Here is a 20838-nt window from a genome sequence, read left to right as displayed (position 1 = left end):
TCCATAAAAAAGGCCCCGTTACCGGAGCCTTAATTAACCACAACCTTAGCCGATTGTCATCAGGCTGGCGTTCCCCCCGGCAGCGGCGGTATTGACGCTCAGGGAGCGTTCAATGTACAGCCTCTCCAGCAGAATATTGCTTTCGCCACGGGCAAAGCCCTGGACTGATACAATCGCCCCTTCGCGGGCAGCTACCGCTTCGCACAGTGAACGCAGTTGGTCAGAATCGCCGTGGAAAATAACGGCATCAAACGGCTGCGTAGTGATGTTGTCCGCTTTGGCAAACTGAATGCGCCCGGAGACGGCGGCTGGCAGACGTTTTGCCAGTTCACGATGGAACGCATCATCTGGCCACAGGATTAAGCTACCAACGGAAGCCACGGCGGCAACCTGTACCAGCGCGTCCTGTTCATCATCGGCGATACACAGTACGCGTTCACGCGGCAACAGCGTCCAGGTATTGCGCTCGCCAGTGGGTCCTGGCAGCAGACGCTGAGTACCGGCCTGCGCCAGTTCGCCAAACTGCTGGCAGAGCGCATGCAGCGAGGGTCGATCGGTTGCCCATTCGCTGAGTGCTTCCAGCGGCTGAACGAGTGCAGCTTTAAGCTGCGCATCGACCGGGTAGTCTGCATCCTGACGGGCAAGCGTAATGCCTAACGCATTTTCCGGGCGGTTAGCCAGCAGGCGATACAGATACAGCGGTCCACCTGCTTTTGGCCCTGTACCAGACAAGCCTTCGCCACCGAATGGCTGCACGCCGACAACGGCACCGACCATATTGCGGTTAACGTACAGGTTCCCCACGTGTGCCGATCCTGTGACATGGGCGATGGTTTCATCGATACGAGTGTGTACGCCCAGCGTCAGGCCGTAGCCGGAGGCATTAATTTGCTCAATCAGGTTGCCCAGATTGTTACGGGTGTAGCGCACGACGTGCAGTACCGGACCAAACACCTCTTTTTGTAATTCGTCGAAGCTTTCCAGCTCGATCAGCGTCGGAGCAATAAAGGTACCGGTTTGCCATTCACGCGCATCGTCGCTGTTTTCGCGCACGGCCTGAAACACCGGGCGTCCTTTGGCGCGCATGGCCTGAATATGGCGCTCAATATTGGTTTTGGCTTCTTCATCAATTACCGGCCCAATATCCGTGGTCAGGCGACCTGGATTACCCATGCGACATTCCGCCATCGCGCCGCGCAGCATTTTCAGCGTATGGTCGGCTACATCGTCCTGCAGACACAGGACGCGCAGCGCGGAGCAGCGCTGTCCGGCGCTGTCAAACGCAGAAGCCAGAACGTCGACCACGACCTGTTCCGTCAACGCGGAGGAGTCGACAATCATTGCGTTCATCCCACCGGTTTCAGCGATAAGCGGGATTGGACGCCCCTGAGCATCAAGGCGGGTGGCGATATTGCGTTGCAACAGCGTGGCGACTTCCGTTGAGCCGGTAAACATGACGCCGCGTACGCGCTCATCAGAAGTGAGCTGCGCCCCGACGGTTTCACCCTGACCAGGCAACAGTTGCACCACGCCCGGCGGTACACCCGCTTCGAGCAAAATAGCGATGCCCTGGGCGGCAATTAACGGGGTTTGTTCCGCCGGTTTCGCCAGCACGCTGTTACCCGCCGCCAGCGCGGCGGCAATCTGCCCGGTGAAAATGGCCAGCGGGAAGTTCCATGGGCTGATACAAACCACCGGTCCTAACGGTCGATGGGTTTCATTATCGAAATCATCGCGAACCTGACCGGCATAATAATGCAGGAAGTCTACCGCTTCGCGCACTTCCGCAATGGCGTTGCTGAAGGTTTTACCCGCTTCGCGTACCAGGATGCCAATCAGCTGCTGCATCTGACCTTCCATCAGAACGGCGGAACGATGCAAAATGGCGGCGCGCTCTTGTGGCGGTGTGGCGAACCAGATCGGCGCGTTATTCGCTGCGTTCTGTAACGCCTGTTCTACTTCAGCGTGAGTCGCCTCACGCACGTAACCGACAATGTCTTTCGGCTCGGCCGGGTTAACGACTGGTGTCATTTCGCCGTCAGCAACCGGGTGTTCCAGAATGGGTTTAGCGTGCCATTTTTGTAGCGCGCTGTTGAGCAGGGCAGAGGACAGCGAGGCCAGACGATGTTCGTTAGCTAAATCCAGCCCGCCTGAGTTTTCGCGGCCTTTACCGTACAGGTCACGCGGCAGGGCAATCTTCGGATGCGGCAGACCGGCCTGACCTTCTTGCTGCGCCAGTTTTTCAACAGCCTCGACCGGATCGGCAACCAGTTCATCCAGCGGCAGGGTCGTATCGGCAATGCGGTTGACGAACGAGGTGTTGGCGCCGTTTTCCAGCAGACGACGCACCAGGTACGCCAGCAGCGTTTCGTGCGTGCCGACCGGCGCATAAATGCGGCATGGACGGTTCAGTTTGCCATCCGCAACTTTGCCGGTGACCTGCTCATACAGCGGTTCGCCCATGCCGTGCAGGCACTGGAACTCGTACTGACCCGGATAGTAGTTTTGACCGGCTAACTGATAAATCGCCGCCAGCGTATGGGCGTTGTGGGTGGCGAACTGCGGGTAGATCAGATTCGGTACGGCAAGCAGTTTTTTCGCACAGGCCAGGTAAGAAACGTCGGTGTACACCTTACGGGTGTAGACCGGATAACCTTCCAGACCGTCCATCTGGGCACGTTTAATTTCGCTATCCCAGTAGGCGCCCTTAACCAGACGGATCATCAGGCGGCGGCGGCTGCGCGTGGCGAGGTCAATCAGATAGTCGATAACATACGGGCAGCGCTTCTGGTAGGCCTGGATAACAAAACCGATCCCGTTCCAGCCTGCCAGTTCGGGTTCAAAGCACAGTTTTTCCAGCAGATCGAGGGAGATCTCCAGTCGGTCAGCCTCTTCGGCGTCGATATTAATGCCGATGTCGTACTGACGTGCCAGCAGAGTAAGCGATTTCAGACGAGGATAGAGTTCATCCATCACGCGATCGTACTGCGCACGGCTGTAACGCGGATGCAGTGCCGACAGCTTGATAGAAATGCCTGGCCCTTCATAGATACCGCGCCCGTTAGAGGCCTTACCAATGGCGTGGATCGCCTGCTGGTATGAAACCATATAAGCCTGTGCATCGGCGGCGGTCAGGGCCGCTTCGCCCAGCATGTCATAGGAGTAACGGAAGCCTTTTTCTTCCAGTTTACGCGCGTTAGCCAGCGCTTCAGCGATGGTCTCCCCGGTGACAAACTGCTCGCCCATCAAGCGCATGGCCATGTCGACGCCTTTACGCACTAGCGGCTCACCGCTCTTGCCGATAATACGGTTGAGTGAGCGTGAGAGGCTGGTTTCGTTATGCGTTGAAACCAGACGACCGGTAAACAACAGCCCCCAGGTCGCCGCGTTGACGAACAGAGACGGGCTGCGGCCAATGTGCGACTGCCAGTTACCGTTGCTGATCTTGTCGCGGATTAACGCATCGCGGGTCGCTTTATCTGGAATACGCAGCAAGGCTTCGGCCAGACACATCAGCGCGACGCCTTCCTGTGAAGAAAGGGAGAATTCCTGCAATAAACCTTGTACCATCCCGGCGCGGCCGCTGGCGGTCTTCTGGTTACGCAGTTTGTCTGCCAGATCGTATGCCAGCTTATGCGCCTGCTCGGCGATGGGCTGCGGCAGACGAGCCTGCTCCATCAGCATAGGTACGGCGTCAGTTTCGGCGCGGCGGTAAGCAGCGGTGATTGCCGCGCGGGAAACTGACTGCGGCAGGATCTGTTCAGCAAATTCCAGGAAAGGCTGATGCGCTTCATTTTGCAGCGTGGTCGACTCATCGCCCTCATTCGCAGCACCCGCCAGCAGGGCCGGTAGTTCAGGAAGCGCGTCGTCATTTTCCAGTCTTTCGAGATAATTAAAAATGGCTTGTTTGATCAGCCAATGTGGCGTGCGATCGATTCGTGATGCTGCTGTTTTAATACGCTCGCGAGTGGCGTCATCCAGCTTAACCCCCATCGTGGTGGTTCCCATGCCGTTTACTCCTGTTGTACTGAAATACGGGTCTGATAGTTACCGAGAAATATCCACTATGTTGCAACTTTGTGCAACCGTGTTAAATGTGACTTGGTTTGCAAGCTTGGAAATGAATGAAATGTTAATAAATGTGAGTGTTTTGACGGGGGCTATAAAAGTTGCCGAATCTTTTTCTCTGCGGTAGTTAACACTTTTAAAAGGTGCAACCGAAAAAAGTGTGAGAGAGTGCAACCTACAGAAAAATGCTATCTACTCTGGATTAAATTTGATGTAAATGGTGTGTTAAATCGATTGTGAATGACCATCGCTTCCGGCAGGATACGGTCGCCCTGGTAAACATAGATATCTTTGCCACGTTCCGGCAGGGTAATAAAACGGCAAGCCACGGCATTGCTGATACATAATTTTGGAGAGTTTTGATGGCTATTAGCACACCGATGTTAGTGACATTCTGTGTCTATATTTTCGGCATGATATTGATAGGGTTTATTGCATGGCGTTCAACCAAAAACTTTGACGATTACATTCTGGGTGGACGCAGTCTGGGTCCATTCGTGACCGCGTTATCCGCCGGGGCATCTGACATGAGCGGCTGGTTGCTGATGGGCCTGCCTGGCGCGATTTTCCTGTCGGGGATTTCAGAAAGCTGGATCGCTATTGGCCTTATTTTGGGTGCGTGGATCAACTGGAAACTGGTGGCCGGACGTTTACGCGTGCATACCGAATACAATAACAATGCGCTGACGTTACCGGATTACTTTACCGGTCGCTTTGAAGATAAAAGCCGTATTCTGCGTATTATCTCCGCGCTGGTTATTCTGCTGTTTTTCACCATCTACTGTGCTTCCGGTATTGTGGCAGGGGCGCGTCTGTTTGAAAGCACCTTTGGCATGAGTTACGAAACAGCGCTGTGGGCAGGGGCGGCCGCGACGATTATTTATACCTTTATCGGTGGTTTCCTGGCGGTAAGCTGGACCGATACCGTCCAGGCCAGCCTGATGATCTTCGCCCTGATCCTGACGCCGGTGATGGTAGTCATTGGCGTGGGTGGGTTTGACGATTCGCTGGAAGTGATTAAACAAAAGAGCATTGAGAACGTGGACATGTTCAAAGGGCTGAATTTTGTTGCCATTATTTCCCTGATGGGCTGGGGTCTGGGCTACTTCGGGCAGCCGCATATTCTGGCGCGCTTTATGGCGGCTGATTCTCACCATAGCATTGTTCATGCTCGCCGCATCAGTATGACCTGGATGATCCTGTGTCTGGCAGGTGCAGTCGCCGTTGGCTTCTTTGGTATCGCTTACTTTAACAACAACCCAAAGCTTGCCGGTGCCGTTAACCAGAACGCCGAACGCGTGTTTATTGAACTGGCGCAAATCCTGTTCAACCCGTGGATTGCCGGTATTCTGCTGTCTGCTATCCTCGCAGCGGTGATGTCGACTCTGAGCTGCCAGCTGCTGGTGTGTTCCAGCGCAATTACCGAAGACTTGTATAAAGCGTTCCTGCGTAAAAATGCCAGCCAGAAAGAGCTGGTATGGATTGGTCGCATCATGGTGCTGGTTGTAGCGCTGGTGTCTATCGCGCTGGCGGCGAACCCGGAGAACCGTGTGCTTGGTCTGGTAAGCTACGCCTGGGCCGGCTTTGGCGCGGCGTTTGGTCCGGTGGTTCTGTTCTCCGTAATGTGGTCGCGTATGACGCGTAACGGCGCGCTGGCCGGGATGCTCATCGGTGCGGTGACGGTAATCGTCTGGAAGCAGTTTGCCTGGTTGGGTCTGTATGAAATCATCCCGGGCTTTATTTTCGGCAGCATCGGTATTGTGGTCTTCAGCCTGTTGGGTAAAGCGCCTTCAGCCGCTATGCAGCAACGTTTTGCCGAGGCTGATGCGCATTATCACACAGCTCCGCCATAACGTTTACAGGCAGAGTAATCCGCCTCGCTCCTTAAGCCCGCCGCGTGCGGGCTTTTTTATTTGTCCCCGCTGCAAAACCGCCCTAATCGTTACCCGCCTAACTGTTTACATTAAGTCATCATTCTCAAAACATTCTGCTTGAGTTTTTCTTTACTGTAATGATAATCACTATCACTGTAATTTACTTTTCTTTTCATCAATTGACTGAGAATAACGTTTAAGGGTTCTTCGCATGTTTGTTCCATTTCTTATTATGTTGCGCGAAGGGTTAGAGGCCGCGCTGATAGTCAGCCTGATTGCCAGCTACCTGAAACGGACTCAGCGTGGTCGATGGATTGGTGTGATGTGGATTGGTGTTCTGCTGGCGGCGGCGTTATGCCTGGCGTTAGGCGTTTTCATCAATGAAACCACCGGTGAATTTCCGCAAAAGGAACAGGAGCTGTTTGAAGGTATCGTGGCGGTCATTGCCGTGGTGATCCTCACCTGGATGGTGTTCTGGATGCGTAAAGTTTCGCGCAACGTCAAAGTCCAGCTTGAACAGGCTGTCGATAACGCGTTGCAACGCGGCAATCATCACGGCTGGGCGCTGGTGATGATGGTCTTTTTTGCCGTTGCCCGTGAAGGCCTGGAATCGGTGTTCTTCCTGCTGGCGGCATTCCAGCAGGATGTAGGCATTTGGCCACCGTTAGGTGCGATGCTGGGGCTGGCCACCGCGGTGGTACTGGGTTACTTGATTTACCTCGGCGGCATTCGCCTCAACCTCGGGGCATTCTTCAAATGGACCAGCCTGTTCATTTTGCTGGTGGCCGCTGGTCTTGCCGCTGGGGCCATCCGCGCGTTCCACGAAGCCGGGTTATGGAATCATTTTCAGGATGTGGCGTTTGACATGAGCAGCGTGCTTTCAACGCATTCGCTGTTTGGCACATTGATGGAAGGTATTTTCGGCTATCAGGAAGCGCCGAGCGTCAGTGAAGTCGCCGTTTGGTTTATCTACCTGATTCCGGCATTGATTATGTTTGCACTGCCGCCGCGTTCAGGCACTACGGCATCGCGTACCGCACCCTGATAAAAACGCGATGCAGAATACTCATTAGTTACAACATACTTATTTATAGGGATAGGTTATGACGTTTAATTTTCGCCGTAGTGCGCTGCAGTTGGGTATTGCCGCGCTGTTTGCCTCCGCTTTTTCTGCACAAGCCGCCGATATTCCGCAGGTGAAAGTCACGGTTAACGACAAACAGTGTGAGCCGATGACGATCACGGTTAACGCTGGGAAAACGCAGTTCATCATCCAGAACCACAGCCAGAAAGCGCTGGAGTGGGAGATCCTTAAAGGGGTTATGGTGGTTGAAGAACGTGAAAACATTGCGCCGGGCTTTAGCCAGAAAATGACAGCTAACCTGCAGCCAGGTGAATATGATATGACCTGCGGTCTGTTGACCAACCCGAAAGGCAAACTAATTGTAAAAGGTAGCGCAACGGCGGATGCCGCGCAGGGCGATGCTCTGCTGAGCCTAAGTGGCGCGATTACTGAATACAAAGCCTATGTGACAGCCGAAACTGCACAACTGGTTGCGGGCACCAAAGCATTCACCGATGCGATTAAAGCTGGCGATCTGGAAAAAGCGAAATCGCTGTATGCGCCAACTCGTCAGCATTATGAGCGTATTGAACCGATTGCTGAACTGTTCTCCGATCTCGACGGCAGCATCGATGCACGTGAAGATGATTATGAGCAAAAAGCCGCCGATCCTAAATTCACCGGCTTCCACCGTCTGGAGAAAGCGTTGTTCGGCGACAACACCACCAAAGGTATGGACAAGTATGCCGACCAATTAAACAGCGATGTTCTTGACCTGCAAACGCGTATTAGCGAGCTGGCCTTCCCACCGTCAAAAGTGGTTGGCGGGGCAGCAGGACTGATTGAAGAAGTCGCTGCCAGCAAAATCAGCGGAGAAGAGGATCGCTACAGCCATACCGATCTGTGGGATTTCCAGGCCAATATCGATGGCGCGCAGAAAATCGTCGATCTCCTGCGCCCTCAGTTACAAAAATCCAATGCTGAGCTGTTGGCGAAGGTGGATGCGAACTTCAAAAAAGTCGATACCATTCTGAGCAAGTACCGTACCAAAGACGGTTTTGAAACCTATGACAAACTGACCGACGCCGATCGCAATGCGCTGAAAGGGCCTATCACGACGCTGGCGGAAGACTTGTCGCAATTACGCGGTGTTCTGGGTCTGGATTAAGCAAAATGCAGCAAGATAATGAAAACGGCGTGAGCGAACCTTCACGCCGACGTTTACTGAAAGGGATGGGCGCCCTGGGTGGGGCGCTGGCGCTGGCGGGTGGATGTCCGGTTGCCCACGCGCAAAAACCACAAAGCGCGCCGGGAACGCTGTCCCCTGATGCGCGTAGTGAAGCGCAGCCGTTTTATGGTCAGCATCAGGCAGGGATCCTGACGCCACAGCAGGCATCGATGATGCTGGTGGCGTTCGATGTTCTCGCCAGCGATAAGGCTGATCTGGAACGCTTGTTCCGCTTGCTGACCACCCGATTTGCGTTTCTGACCACGGGCGGGCCGGCGCCGGATACGCCGAACCCGCGTTTACCCCCTATGGATTCCGGTATCCTCGGCGCATACATTGCGCCAGACAACCTGACGATGACGTTGTCAGTCGGCGCCTCGCTATTTGATGAACGTTATGGCCTGATATCGCAGATGCCGAAAAAGCTGCAAAAAATGACCCGCTTCCCGAATGATTCGCTGGATGCGGCGCTGTGCCATGGTGATTTGCTGCTGCAGATTTGTGCCAACACGCAGGATACCGTTATCCATGCGCTGCGCGATATCATTAAACATACGCCCGATCTCCTTAGCGTGCGCTGGAAACGTGAAGGGTTTATTTCCGACCATGCCGCGCGCAGCAAAGGCAAAGAGACCCCGGTCAACTTGCTTGGCTTTAAGGATGGCACCGCGAATCCGGACGCGACGGATGCGAAGTTGATGCAAGACGTGGTGTGGGTTACGGACGGGCAGGGCGAACCTGTCTGGGCGCAAGGTGGTAGCTATCAGGCCGTCAGGCTCATTCAGTTTCGCGTCGAGTTCTGGGATCGTACGCCGCTGAAAGAGCAGCAAACGATATTTGGTCGAGATAAACACACCGGCGCGCCGCTGGGTATGCAGCACGAGCACGATGTGCCTGACTATGCCAGCGATCCCGAAGGTGAGGTGATTGCGCTCGACAGTCATATCCGCCTGGCGAATCCGCGCACGAAAGAGACCGAGTCCAGCCTGATGATGCGCCGTGGCTACAGCTATTCGCTCGGTGTGACCCCATCCGGTCAACTGGATATGGGACTGTTGTTTGTCTGCTATCAACACGATCTGGAAAAAGGCTTTTTGGCTGTGCAGAAACGCCTCAACGGTGAAGCGCTGGAAGAGTATGTCAAACCAATTGGTGGGGGCTACTTCTTTGCTTTGCCGGGTGTCAAAACCGCAGATCAATATCTGGGACAGTCTCTACTCGAAGCCTGATGATCGCGCCCCGTTGTACAGCGGGGCTTTTCCTGACATCTGTATGAATGAACAAATTATTTTTTATGATCGGCACGAGACTGAAATAATTCTGTCATCTCTCTGCAAGAGACTGTCTCTGGTGATTAGATAGAATTTAAGTTAACAGCAAGTAAAAATATTGTTGCATTAACGAAAGATTATGATGTAATTATAAGAAACAGCGGTAGTTCCCGGCGGTGATAGTCGTTCACTATGGAGATCGCGATGGAAAAGTCCTGTATTGGACACATTTTTCACAGTAGCTGCAGTACGTTACGCGGACGTTTCTCTTCCGGTAGCCACCTCGTCACCGCCAAATCTCTCTCCCTTTCACTTCTTATCTTCGTAACTGACACCTTGTACGGTGCGCGTAGCCGTGTGTGGCGTCTTATCCGAAAGCAAGCAATGGCTTACAAGGAAGCCAACCCTCAGATGTTCGTGCGCATAATCGTGCCGCCAACGGCGCGTGTGATGTATACCTACAACTCAAGGTGCTATCCATGGGAAGACAAAAAGCAGTGATCAAAGCTCGTCGTGAAGCAAAACGTGTGCTGAGGCGGGATTCGCGTAGCCATAAACAACGTGAAGATGAATCGGTCACCTCGCTTGTGCAGATGGGCGGCGTAGAAGCGATTGGTATGGCGCGTGATAGTCGCGACGCCACGCCAATCACGGCGCGGAATGAAGCTCAGGCCCAGTACCTGAATGCTATCGAGAGTAAACAGCTGATCTTCGCTACCGGTGAAGCCGGGTGTGGTAAAACCTGGATCAGCGCGGCAAAAGCAGCAGAGGCCCTGATCCACAAAGACGTGGACAGGATTATTGTAACCCGTCCAGTTCTGCAAGCTGATGAAGACCTCGGCTTCTTACCTGGAGATGTTTCCGAGAAGTTTGCGCCTTATTTTCGTCCAGTGTATGACGTGCTGGTGAAACGTCTGGGGGCCTCCTTCATGCAATATTGCCTGCGGCCTGAGATTGGTAAGGTGGAAATCGCGCCATTCGCCTATATGCGTGGACGCACATTTGAAAATGCAGTGGTCATTCTTGACGAGGCTCAGAATGTTACTGCAGCACAGATGAAGATGTTTTTGACTCGCCTCGGGGAGAATGTGACGGTGATTGTGAACGGGGATGTGACCCAGTGCGATCTACCCGCCCACGTTCGCTCAGGGCTAAGCGATGCGCTGGCCCGTTTCGAAGAAGATGATATGGTTGGGATTGTTCGTTTCAATAAAGACGATTGCGTCCGTTCGGCACTCTGTCAGCGGACGCTCAATGCATACAACTGATAAGTACTCCGTCTTCAAGGCCCGGGAAACCGGGCTTTGTTATTTGACGTCAGCAGATTACTTTCTTTTGCTGCTCCAGTAGTTGGCGCAGGCCTGGTCAAACAGTTGGTTATTTTCGTCTATTTTCTTTAGCGCTTGTGCCAGAAAGGTCAGTAGGTCATCCTTATAAATCCCACCTTCCGTAGTTTCTTTTCGTAAGATCCCATTGCTGGTGTAGGTTTTTTTAATGGTGACGTTATGCCTGACGTTGCAAATAACCGTTCGCTGATACTCTTCGTAGAATCGGCTGTCAGGATCGAAAAACGTATTTATTTCATTCGGTGTACGTTTGAGGATTTTTAGCGAGAAAACCTTCAACGGAATAAATCCTGCTTCGTCTGCCTGCGACATGATCTCATCAAGCAAAGTTCCTTCTAGGTTTAACATGCCGTTATTTTCCTGATTGCTTGAGAAAGCGGTAGTTACAGCATAAGAGTGGTTTAGATAATGTGCAACGGGGCGGGGGATGATGCTTGATAGCGCGATGCTTATCAGACCTACAGGTTAACGCTATTCAGGACGGCTCACATGCGAAAAAAAAGCCCGTACTTGCGTACGAGCTCTTTCTCGAATATGGCGGTGAGGGGGGGATTCGAACCCCCGATACGTTGCCGTATACACACTTTCCAGGCGTGCTCCTTCAGCCACTCGGACACCTCACCATATTGTTGTTCCTGTGCTACCGGAACGGGCGCTAATTTAGGGAAATACCGCTCCGGCGTCAATCAACTTTTTGAAAAAAACGTGCATTTACACAAACTTCAATCAATATGCAGCTTAAATAAGCGGGAATTGTTTTTTTTGCCAGCACCCTAAAATTTGCTACTCTGATGTTCCCTCGAAAAATGATGATTATAAGTGCGAGTACGTTCCGCATAACAATGTTCAGGAGACGCTATGGATATAATTTTCTATCACCCAACATTCGATACAACCTGGTGGCTTAATGCGCTGACAAAGGCCATACCTGGCGCGCGGGTCCGTGAGTGGAAGGCAGGTGATAATGCGCATGCTGACTACGCGCTGGTCTGGCATCCTCCGGTTGAAATGCTCGCCGGACGAAAATTAAAAGCCGTATTTGCGCTGGGTGCGGGCGTCGATTCTATTCTCAGTAAACTAAACGCTCATCCGGAAATGTTGGATGCGTCGATCCCGCTTTTCCGTCTGGAAGATACGGGGATGGGCCTGCAAATGCAGGAATATGCGGTTAGTCAGGTATTGCACTGGTTCCGTCGCTTTGATGACTACCAGGCATTAAAAAACCAGGCGAAATGGCAACCGTTGCCAGAATATACCCGCGATGAGTTTAGCGTCGGGATCATGGGCGCTGGTGTTTTAGGCGCAAAAGTTGCAGAAAGTCTGCAAGCATGGGGGTTCCCGCTACGCTGCTGGAGTCGTACGCGTAAATCCTGGTCTGGTGTGGAAAGCTTCGCCGGTACCGAGGAACTGAGCGCGTTTTTGAGTCAAACTCGCGTGCTGATCAACCTCCTGCCTAATACGGCAGAAACCGTAGGCATTATTAACGCTGATTTACTCAGCCAATTGCAGGATGGCGCTTACGTGCTCAACCTGGCGCGCGGCGTTCATCTCAATGAAGACGATCTTCTGGCATCGCTGGACAGCGGCAAAGTGAAAGGTGCCATGCTGGATGTCTATAGCCGTGAACCGCTGCCGGAAACCAGCCCGCTATGGAAACATCCGCGTGTGGCAATGACGCCGCATATCGCCGCGGTAACACGCCCGGCAGAGGCGGTGGACTACATCTCCCGTACGATTTTGGACCTGGAAAGTGGGAAATCCGTAACGGGTCAGGTCGATCGCGTTCGGGGATATTGATGGTAACCCGGCAAGTGCCGGGTTTCAGCTAATAAATGGCGACGATACCTGCTATCCTTGACGGAAAATGACTACAGGAGAGAGTTATGTATCCCGTTGACCTGCATATGCATACCGTCGCCAGTACCCACGCCTACAGCACCTTAAGTGATTACATCGCTGAAGCCCATCGCAAAGGCATCAAGCTGTTTGCCATAACCGATCATGGACCGGACATGGCGGATGCGCCTCATCACTGGCACTTTATTAATATGCGCATTTGGCCTCGTATCGTCGATGGCGTAGGGATCCTGCGCGGTATCGAGGCGAATATTAAGAATATTGAAGGCGAAATCGACTGTTCCGGTCCGATGTTTACTTCCCTGGATCTCATCATTGCGGGCTTCCATGAGCCGGTTTTTGCACCTCACGATAAAGACACCAATACCCAGGCAATGATAGCCACGATGGCCAGTGGCCACGTGCATATCATCAGCCATCCGGGGAATCCTAAATATCCCGTGGATATCACAGCGATTGCGCAGGCGGCGGCAAAATACCAGGTCGCGCTGGAAATCAATAACTCCTCGTTTTTGCATTCGCGTAAGGGGAGTGAGGACAATTGTCGCGCGGTCGCTGCGGCAGTGCGTGATGCCGGAGGCTGGGTGGCGTTAGGGTCGGATTCACATACCGCTTTCACACTGGGTGAATTTGGTGAATGCCGTAAAATTCTGGATGATGTAAATTTCCCGGAAGACAGAATTTTAAACGTCACCCCTAAACGCCTGCTGGCGTTTCTGGAATCGCGAGGCATGGAGCCGATCGCGGAATTTGCTGAACTGTAATTGTTACTAACTGGAATATATCAATGAACGAGTTTTCTATCCTGTGTCGTGTACTGGGCTCGCTGTTTTACCGCCAACCGCAGGACCCTTTACTGGTTCCTCTGTTTACCCTGATTAGTGAAGGTAAACTGTCCGCCAACTGGCCGCTGGAACAGGACGAACTGTTCACTCGTCTGCAGAAAAGCTGCGATATGCCTCAGTTGGCTGCGGATTACAACGCGCTGTTTGTCGGCGACGAGTGTGCGGTGCCGCCTTATCGTAGCGCCTGGGTAGAAGGGGCGAAAGAATCCGATGTTCGTGCTTTTCTTTCTGCCCGCGGAATGCCGCTGGCAGATACGCCTGCAGATCATATTGGCACGCTGTTGCTGGCGGCTTCATGGCTTGAAGACCAGTCTGCGGAAGATGAAAGTGAAGCACTCGAAACCTTGTTTGTGGAATACCTGTTGCCCTGGTGCGGCACGTTCCTTGGCAAAGTTGAAGCGCATGCAAACACACAGTTCTGGCGTACCATGGCACCGTTAACGCGTGATGCCATTGGCGCGATGTGGGACGAATTGCAGGAAGATACTGAAGAGTAAATGTGATTTAGATCTCATTAAACTGCAACTCAATTTACATCATTGCATGAATTGTGTGCACGATCTCATTCCCATGCCGTTTTTCTGCTAAGATACGCGGCATGAACATACTTCTCTCAATTGCAATCACAACGGGCATTCTCTCTGGGATTTGGGGATGGGTGGCCGTATCTCTTGGTTTACTCAGTTGGGCTGGCTTTCTGGGCTGCACGGCCTATTTTGCCTGTCCGCAGGGTGGGCTGAAAGGGCTGTGGATCTCGGCGTGTACGCTGCTAAGCGGTGTGGTGTGGGCGTTGGTGATTATTAACGGTAGCGCGCTTGCCCCGCATATGGACATTATTGGTTATGTCATGACGGGAATTGTCGCGTTTCTAATGTGTATTCAGGCAAAGCAATGGTTGCTTTCATTTGTGCCGGGTACCTTTATTGGCGCATGCGCAACGTTTGCAGGGCAGGGTGACTGGCAGTTGGTCGTGCCTTCTCTGGCGCTGGGGCTGGTATTCGGCTATGCGATGAAAAACAGCGGATTGTGGCTGGCATCTCGTCGTGAGAATCGGCTATCGTCGACGCTGACCAGTAAATAAAAAAAGCGTGAGGGTTTTCCTCACGCTTTTTATGCTGTATCGACCACTCAGGATTCCGGAGGTACCGACAAATGGCGGTATTTAACCAGGATGTCATTATCAACTTGTTTCTTATCCTGCAAATCCCACAATCCGCGATCAATCCCGTCATTAATCAGGAAGATAACGCCGGTTTCAATTGCTGACATCAGACAAAGCATAACCGGTTCGTTAGAGGTGTAGCCAATTTCACCTTCCAACAGTCGCTGGTAGTCAATGAAGCGGAATACCCCAGCCTGCACTTCATAAGACAAGATAGTTTTGCTGGTATTCACCGATGAGAGGATTTCACCGGTACTAACGTTAACCACACGCAGGTTGACCGCTATCTGGTCGAGCTGGTACTGCGTATCGGCGCCAATACCGAAATAGCGCGCACCAACGCCACCCGATTTAACGTTGCTTTCATAACCAATAATTGACCCTTCTACCATGATGTTTGCCGCGGTCAGAGACTGCAGAGGGATCCGGTTATTAATGGCAACTGTGCCGTTTTCCTGAGCTGCACGAATGATTTTTCGTTCGTTAAGCAAGTTCTGCAATCCCTGACGTTCCAGCGGGACGAACCAACGAGAATCCTTCAATGCGGTGACAAGCATCGCCGTGGCGCTTTGCGGGACGGCGGTTGAGAAGTTACTTGCCGGATAAGGTTTAAACTGGCCAGTCTCATCCTGAATATTGTATACCGAGACAAATATCTTACCTGTAGGCATGGGCAGGTGCGTCAAGTCTTTATAGCTTTGGGCTCGGGGCATTAATGTCGGCTTAGCGGCTTCTTGCGGCGGGGCTGTTAAACATCCGCTGAGTAAAATTACTGCCACCATGATAAGTAAGCGCTGCATGATTTTTTCCTTTCGTGGCTATAATTTAGAAATCGGTCGACTGATTTTGTAAACCCGACACTTCAATAGTCGACGTTCTCCCCGTTTTCCTGTCCGTGACATTCAGTTGCAGTTGTCCATCCCGGTTGGCGATATCAACGATAAAATCGCTGGTTACCATCCTTCCCGGCTTACCGGTATTGATATTGGTAAGTAAGCCACCGAGTATTTGTGACTGGATCGCCTGGGTAAAGTTATCCAGCGCTGTTGGGGTTTCAATCCCGTAGTCGCCGGCACTCGGATCTTTATACGAGTTTTGCGCCTGGGCGCTGTTCAGTAAAAAAGATCCGTTATTTGGGTTACCACCAAAGTTAGGGTTGCGGAACTGGAACGTCATATTTCCGGCCCAACTTAATGGTGAAATCAGCATGAGCAAAACCACTGCATGTTTGACACGCATGAAAGCCTCCGGACAAAATCATGTTTTAGAATTCATCGCGCGCTAAATCGCTCGTGCTTAATAGTGTTTGATCTATTTGCCGACGATTTAATGCTTCCTCAGTTTCTGCCAATGCAAAGACCACAATTTTGTCGAAGTCTCTTTTCGTCGGGAATAAAAAAGTCTGGAAGATAACGTCCTGATTGACCGTTATGGTGATCCAACTTCCCCAACGTGCACTGGGTCTTTCATTAATGGTTAAGTTTCCTGTGTACTTACTTTCCCACTTGTCACTAAAGGCCCGGTAAAAATCATGGCCAATGGAAGAGACAGTGTGGTCAGTTAACAGTCCGGGAACCTCCACCTCTACAGCCGCGTGTAGATTCCCGGCAGCAAGGAACAAATTTGCTGCCACAATCCAGGTCAAATAGCGTTTCATGGCTTTATCGCCTGAGGTTATCATTGGCCCACGAGACCGCCTGCGTACGATTTTTGACAGCTATCTTTTTGAAAAGATTATAAAGATGTGTTTTCACCGTATTTTCACTAATAAATAGTGAACGCGCGATTTCAATATTTGAGGCGCCGATACGCAGTTTATTAAGGATCTCTTTTTCACGGTGCGTAAGTAATGCCGACTCCGTGCTGTTATAGCGGTAGTTCCCGGAATGCGTGATCAGGTAGCTGGCAAGCTTTTGCGAAAAGTAGCATTCGCCCCGCAACACACCCTGCAAACCGCTGACTACACGCTGCTCATCTTCAGTTGCGTAAAATACGCCATTGATATGCGGCCAGTTTTCAATATCCCGGTAAGGATAATCATCTGGGGTATTCAACAATAAAGTTTTTATATTGTTGTTTTTTCTGCTCAAATTATCTTGCCAGTAATGGATCAGTTTTTTATCTGCCTCCATCATATCCAGTAAAACAATGCAACTGGAGGATATATCATCCAGAGAACGTTGAATATTATGTAGTTTTCCGGTTAACGCCAGCGATTGCTTTAAATGCTGTAATAACGCAGTTGCCTGCAGGGATGGTTTAGTGATCAACAATAATGTATGACCATGAATACTATGGACTTCATTAAACATGATGAAACTCCACTTTTTTAGTCGCACACCTGACAGTTGCCTCTACTAAAATAGAGGCACCAGAAGTACTGACAGATGTTGCACTGCTGTGTAGAAATAAAACTTCGACCCAACGGGGTGAAAATATTAAAACAAATGGACTTCAACTGATTTCAATCTAGCTATTACAAATCTTAAAGCAAGTGTTAAACATGTTACATAATGTAAATTTATATATTAAAATGTGATTTTTGCGTTTTTGTGGAGTTTAGATTTGATAGTAAAGTTGTACATTTTAGCGTTATTGCATAGATTTAAAAAATCATACAAATTATAATATCTTATTGAATTTTAAGAAATAAAATTATAATTAGATGGTTTTAGATTTCTAATGAATTTTGATTTTTTTGTCTCACTTTAAGTTGAACAATTTTAGATAGAAAAAAATGGCACTTGTCACGACTTGTACCGAGGACAATCCCACTACCGTCTGCAAGGCCCAGAAAACGCGGGAAACGCGTTTTTTTGTTACTGCATAGAAATTCACTCATCGGGTTACAAAAGAAATAAAATCCAGAGCTATAACGGTGTTAATTGCGGTTAATTAGTACTTTGGGGTGAATCTGGATATAAAAATACAACTGGTGGGTGAGTTATTTAAAATGTTTCAACGGACATACTCTTCATCGTAACGTGGCGTTAACAAATGTAAGTCACGTTAACAATAATTTGAGTGGTAAATAATTTAACCTTATGTACGACCAGGTCCAGGGTGACAACATGAAAAACAAGTTGTTATTTATGATGTTTACAATGCTGGGTGTGCCTGGGATTGCATCCGCTACAAGTTATGATTTAGCTAACTCAGAATATAACTTTGCGGTAAATGAATTAAGTAAGTCTTCATTTAATCAGGCAGCCATTATTGGTCAGGTTGGCACTGCGAACAGTGCAAATACTCGACAGGGGGGCTCGAAGTTATTGTCGGTTATTTCGCAAGAAGGTTCTGGTAACCGAGCGAAAACAGACCAGACGGGGTCATATAACTTTGCATATATTGATCAAACGGGTAGTTCCAATGACGCGAGTATTAAACAAGGTTCATACGGTAATACGGCGGTAATTATCCAGAAAGGTTCTGGTAATAAAGCCAATATTACTCAGTACGGTACACAAAAAACAGCAGTTGTGGTGCAGAGACAGTCGCAAATGGCAATTCGCGTTACTCAACGCTAATCCATTAACGACGATTAAATCAATCCGATGGGGGTTTACCATGAAACTTTTAAAAGTGGCAGCATTCGCAGCAATCGTAGTTTCTGGCAGTGCTCTGGCTGGTGTTGTTCCGCAATGGGGCGGCAATCATCATGGTGGCGGTAGTAACTATGGCCCGGACTCTTCACTGAGTATTTACCAATATGGGTCAAACAACGCTGCGAATGCTCTGCAAAGTGATGCGCGTAAATCAGATGTCACTATCACACAACAGGGGCGTGGTAACGGGGCTGTAGTTGGTCAGGGCGCTGATGACAGTACCATTAGCCTGAAACAGACTGGCTTCCAGAACAATGCCACTATCGATCAGTGGAATGCTAAAAATGCTGATATTAGTGTAACCCAGTTCGGTGGCCGTAACGGTGCGTTGGTTAATCAGACCGCTTCTGACTCCAATGTGCTGATTCAGCAAGTTGGCTTTGGCAACAACGCTACAGCTAACCAACACTAATTCAGTTTTCTGACTGATAATAAACAGGGCGTGAGCCCTGTTTTTTTTTCGGGAGAATATGATGCATACGCTATTACTCATTGCCGCGCTGGCAAATCAAATAACATTCAATACAACTCAGCAAGGTGATATGTACACCATTATTCCTCAGGTGACGTTAACCCAACCGTGCGTATGTGAGGTACAAGTCCTTGCCATACGTAAAGGGCAGGGGGGACAAAGCCAGTCGCAGCAGAAAATAAGCCTTTCGGTCCCTGCTAATCGACCGATTGAATTAACCAAACTGAGCTTTAATATTTCATCTGAGGATTCGGTCAAAATTATCGTTACCGTTTCAGATGGGCAGTCTCTGCATCTGTCGCAACAATGGCCTGACTCAAACAGTCACCCATAATTTTTTGCTGTATTTGCATTAAGGGTGTGGCTGGGAATGCGCTGCTGTTCTATGAATATAGAAGCGTGTGAGCGTTTGTATTTGATCGTTAATCGTAGCGGTGAAGGATCATTTCGATCCCTCAAAGATGGCTAATCATTGAGGAACCCTTATGTGTACATTATTAAAGCGTATTTTAAGTACCAGTTTATGTGCTTTTTCTCTTTTAACCCTCCCTGCAATTGCGCAGCAAATCACAACCGGCGGGGTTATTCATTTTCGCGGAGCGATAGTTGAATCACCTTGCGACGTTAAGGAAGGTGCGAACAAGTTCCTGATATGAGATCATCATATTCATCCGGAGCGCATCCCAGAGGGACATCATGAGCCATCAACTCACCTTCGCCGATAGTGAATTCAGCACTAAGCGCCGTCAGACCCGAAAAGAGATTTTCCTCTCCCGCATGGAGCAGATTCTGCCATGGCAGAATATGACCGCTGTCATCGAGCCGTTTTATCCCAAGGCGGGCAATGGCCGACGGCCCTATCCGCTGGAGACCATGCTGCGTATTCACTGCATGCAGCATTGGTACAACCTGAGCGACGGTGCCATGGAAGATGCCCTGTACGAAATCGCCTCCATGCGCCTGTTTGCCCGATTATCCCTGGATAGCGCCCTGCCGGATCGCACCACCATCATGAATTTCCGCCACCTGCTCGAGCAGCATCAACTGGCCCGTCAATTGTTCAAGACCATCAATCGCTGGCTGGCCGAAGCAGGCGTCATGATGACCCAAGGCACTTTGGTGGATGCCACCATCATTGAGGCACCCAGCTCTACCAAGAACAAAGAGCAGCAACGCGATCCGGAGATGCATCAGACCAAGAAAGGCAATCAGTGGCACTTTGGCATGAAGGCCCACATTGGTGTCGATGCCAAGAGTGGCCTGACCCACAGCCTGGTCACCACCGCGGCCAACGAGCATGACCTCAATCAGCTGGGTAATCTGCTTCATGGAGAGGAGCAATTTGTCTCAGCCGATGCCGGCTACCAAGGAGCGCCACAGCGCGAGGAGCTGGCCGAGGTGGATGTGGACTGGCTGATCGCCGAGCGTCCCGGCAAGGTAAAAACCTTGAAGCAGCATCCGCGCAAGAACAAAACGGCCATCAACATCGAATACATGAAAGCCAGCATCCGTGCCAGGGTGGAGCACCCGTTTCGCATCATCAAGCGGCAGTTCGGCTTCGTGAAAGCCAGATACAAGGGGCTGCTGAAAAACGATAACCAACTGGCGATGTTATTCACCCTGGCCAACCTGTTTCGGGTGGACCAAATGATACGTCAGTGGGAGAGATCTCAGTAAAAACCGGAAATAACGCCAGAAATGGTGGAAAAAATAGCCTAAATAGGCTGATTCGATGTGTTTGCGGGAAAAAAATCGGCCCAGATCCGCGAAATTTTAATCAGCGAGTCAGCTTGGGAAGAAATGACCTGCTTATTCGCACCTTCCTTAACAGACAGCAGCAGCAAATTGAATTGTCATGTATCCGCAACGGCACCAACCAGAATAGTCTTTACAACCCGCAACAGCTCGCGACAGCCCCTCAGAATGTGCAGGAAATTGCCACAGTCAAAATGCACTACCTCAATGAACAGAAAAACATGGCGATTCTTAATATTGAATATAAATGACTCGCTGTGGCGTAGATATGCACACTTACGGTTAAAAAGAG

20 protein-coding genes, 1 tRNA gene and 1 pseudogene are annotated in these 20838 nt (G+C 50.6%); 15 read left to right on the top strand and 7 right to left on the bottom strand.

What is annotated here, in order from left to right; translation table 11 throughout:
• Positions 1-45: 45 nt before the first annotated feature.
• A complete protein-coding gene (putA, locus tag HV037_RS15455; RefSeq protein WP_103283700.1) occupies positions 46-4008 on the bottom strand; it encodes a trifunctional transcriptional regulator/proline dehydrogenase/L-glutamate gamma-semialdehyde dehydrogenase in 3963 nt (1320 codons plus the stop codon).
• A 422-nt stretch (positions 4009-4430) separates the two neighbouring features.
• On the opposite strand from putA, the gene putP reads away from it, so the two are divergent.
• The 5 genes from putP (at position 4431) to phoH (ending at position 10772) form a co-directional block, all read left to right on the top strand.
• A complete protein-coding gene (gene putP, locus HV037_RS15450) occupies positions 4431-5921 on the top strand; it encodes a sodium/proline symporter PutP (RefSeq protein WP_103283701.1) in 1491 nt (496 codons plus the stop codon).
• A 232-nt stretch (positions 5922-6153) separates the two neighbouring features.
• Entirely contained in the window at positions 6154-6987 is an 834-nt protein-coding gene (gene efeU / locus HV037_RS15445; protein ID WP_016156168.1) for an iron uptake transporter permease EfeU, read from the top strand.
• 58 nt (positions 6988-7045) lie between these two features.
• A complete protein-coding gene (efeO, locus tag HV037_RS15440) occupies positions 7046-8173 on the top strand; it encodes an iron uptake system protein EfeO (protein ID WP_016152589.1) in 1128 nt (375 codons plus the stop codon).
• Positions 8174-8178: 5 nt separating this feature from the next.
• The gene (efeB, locus tag HV037_RS15435) at positions 8179-9462 is read left to right on the top strand and encodes an iron uptake transporter deferrochelatase/peroxidase subunit (RefSeq protein ID WP_103283702.1); all 1284 of its coding nucleotides are present in this window, start codon (positions 8179-8181) and stop codon (positions 9460-9462) included.
• Positions 9463-9983: 521 nt separating this feature from the next.
• A complete protein-coding gene (gene phoH, locus HV037_RS15430) occupies positions 9984-10772 on the top strand; it encodes a phosphate starvation-inducible protein PhoH (protein ID WP_016152592.1) in 789 nt (262 codons plus the stop codon).
• 57 nt (positions 10773-10829) lie between these two features.
• On the opposite strand, the gene HV037_RS15425 is transcribed toward phoH, so the two are convergent.
• Entirely contained in the window at positions 10830-11198 is a 369-nt protein-coding gene (locus tag HV037_RS15425; protein WP_181545560.1) for a hypothetical protein, read from the bottom strand.
• A gap of 187 nt (positions 11199-11385) precedes the next feature.
• Positions 11386-11473 (bottom strand) — tRNA-Ser (locus tag HV037_RS15420).
• A 235-nt stretch (positions 11474-11708) separates the two neighbouring features.
• Here HV037_RS15420 and ghrA point away from each other — a divergent pair.
• The 4 genes from ghrA (at position 11709) to HV037_RS15400 (ending at position 14633) form a co-directional block, all read left to right on the top strand.
• The gene (ghrA, locus tag HV037_RS15415; RefSeq protein ID WP_019076444.1) at positions 11709-12647 is read left to right on the top strand and encodes a glyoxylate/hydroxypyruvate reductase GhrA; all 939 of its coding nucleotides are present in this window, start codon (positions 11709-11711) and stop codon (positions 12645-12647) included.
• 86 nt (positions 12648-12733) lie between these two features.
• Positions 12734-13471: a phosphatase gene (locus HV037_RS15410; RefSeq protein WP_016156173.1), complete on the top strand. Its 738-nt coding sequence runs from the start codon at positions 12734-12736 to the stop codon at positions 13469-13471.
• Between the two features lie 23 nt (positions 13472-13494).
• On the top strand, positions 13495-14049 hold the full coding sequence (locus tag HV037_RS15405; protein WP_103283704.1) for a molecular chaperone: 555 nt from the start codon (positions 13495-13497) through the stop codon (positions 14047-14049).
• Positions 14050-14150: 101 nt separating this feature from the next.
• The gene (locus HV037_RS15400) at positions 14151-14633 is read left to right on the top strand and encodes a DUF1097 domain-containing protein (RefSeq protein WP_016156175.1); all 483 of its coding nucleotides are present in this window, start codon (positions 14151-14153) and stop codon (positions 14631-14633) included.
• A gap of 47 nt (positions 14634-14680) precedes the next feature.
• Here HV037_RS15400 and csgG read toward each other — a convergent pair whose 3' ends face one another.
• From csgG to csgD, 4 genes are read right to left on the bottom strand one after another with little or no spacing between them, the layout of a single operon-like run.
• Positions 14681-15514: a curli production assembly/transport protein CsgG gene (csgG, locus tag HV037_RS15395; protein WP_016152598.1), complete on the bottom strand. Its 834-nt coding sequence runs from the start codon at positions 15512-15514 to the stop codon at positions 14681-14683.
• A 25-nt stretch (positions 15515-15539) separates the two neighbouring features.
• On the bottom strand, positions 15540-15953 hold the full coding sequence (csgF, locus tag HV037_RS15390) for a curli production assembly/transport protein CsgF (protein ID WP_016152599.1): 414 nt from the start codon (positions 15951-15953) through the stop codon (positions 15540-15542).
• A gap of 25 nt (positions 15954-15978) precedes the next feature.
• Entirely contained in the window at positions 15979-16371 is a 393-nt protein-coding gene (gene csgE, locus HV037_RS15385) for a curli production assembly/transport protein CsgE (RefSeq protein WP_016152600.1), read from the bottom strand.
• A gap of 4 nt (positions 16372-16375) precedes the next feature.
• Complete coding sequence (gene csgD / locus HV037_RS15380; protein ID WP_003036091.1) at positions 16376-17026, bottom strand: biofilm master transcriptional regulator CsgD; 651 nt, start codon at positions 17024-17026, stop codon at positions 16376-16378.
• Positions 17027-17785: 759 nt separating this feature from the next.
• Between csgD and csgB the strand changes: the two genes are divergently transcribed.
• The 6 genes and pseudogenes from csgB to HV037_RS24635 all read left to right on the top strand — a co-directional run bounded on the left by csgB (position 17786) and on the right by HV037_RS24635 (position 20797).
• Positions 17786-18241 carry a curli minor subunit CsgB gene (csgB, locus tag HV037_RS15375; RefSeq protein WP_019076446.1) on the top strand — a complete coding sequence of 152 codons (456 nt, stop codon included), beginning with the start codon at positions 17786-17788 and terminating at the stop codon, positions 18239-18241.
• Positions 18242-18281: 40 nt separating this feature from the next.
• The gene (gene csgA / locus HV037_RS15370) at positions 18282-18731 is read left to right on the top strand and encodes a curli major subunit CsgA (RefSeq protein WP_016156176.1); all 450 of its coding nucleotides are present in this window, start codon (positions 18282-18284) and stop codon (positions 18729-18731) included.
• A 61-nt stretch (positions 18732-18792) separates the two neighbouring features.
• Complete coding sequence (gene csgC, locus HV037_RS15365; RefSeq protein WP_016152602.1) at positions 18793-19125, top strand: curli assembly chaperone CsgC; 333 nt, start codon at positions 18793-18795, stop codon at positions 19123-19125.
• A gap of 151 nt (positions 19126-19276) precedes the next feature.
• Positions 19277-19417, top strand: a pseudogene (locus tag HV037_RS24825) (type 1 fimbrial protein); the annotation flags it as partial.
• 70 nt (positions 19418-19487) lie between these two features.
• On the top strand, positions 19488-20468 hold the full coding sequence (locus HV037_RS15360) for an IS5-like element ISKpn26 family transposase (RefSeq protein ID WP_000019445.1): 981 nt from the start codon (positions 19488-19490) through the stop codon (positions 20466-20468).
• Positions 20450-20797, top strand: a complete 348-nt coding sequence (locus tag HV037_RS24635) for a hypothetical protein (protein ID WP_249414949.1) — start codon at positions 20450-20452, stop codon at positions 20795-20797. The genes HV037_RS15360 and HV037_RS24635 overlap by 19 nt, the downstream gene beginning before the upstream one ends.
• The last annotated feature ends 41 nt before the right edge of the window (positions 20798-20838 follow it).

This window comes from Citrobacter sp. RHBSTW-00017 (assembly GCF_013797615.1).
Classification (GTDB): domain Bacteria; phylum Pseudomonadota; class Gammaproteobacteria; order Enterobacterales; family Enterobacteriaceae; genus Citrobacter; species Citrobacter braakii.
The sequence above is the reverse complement of the archived record's forward strand: the minus strand, read 5'-3'. Positions and strand labels throughout refer to the sequence as shown.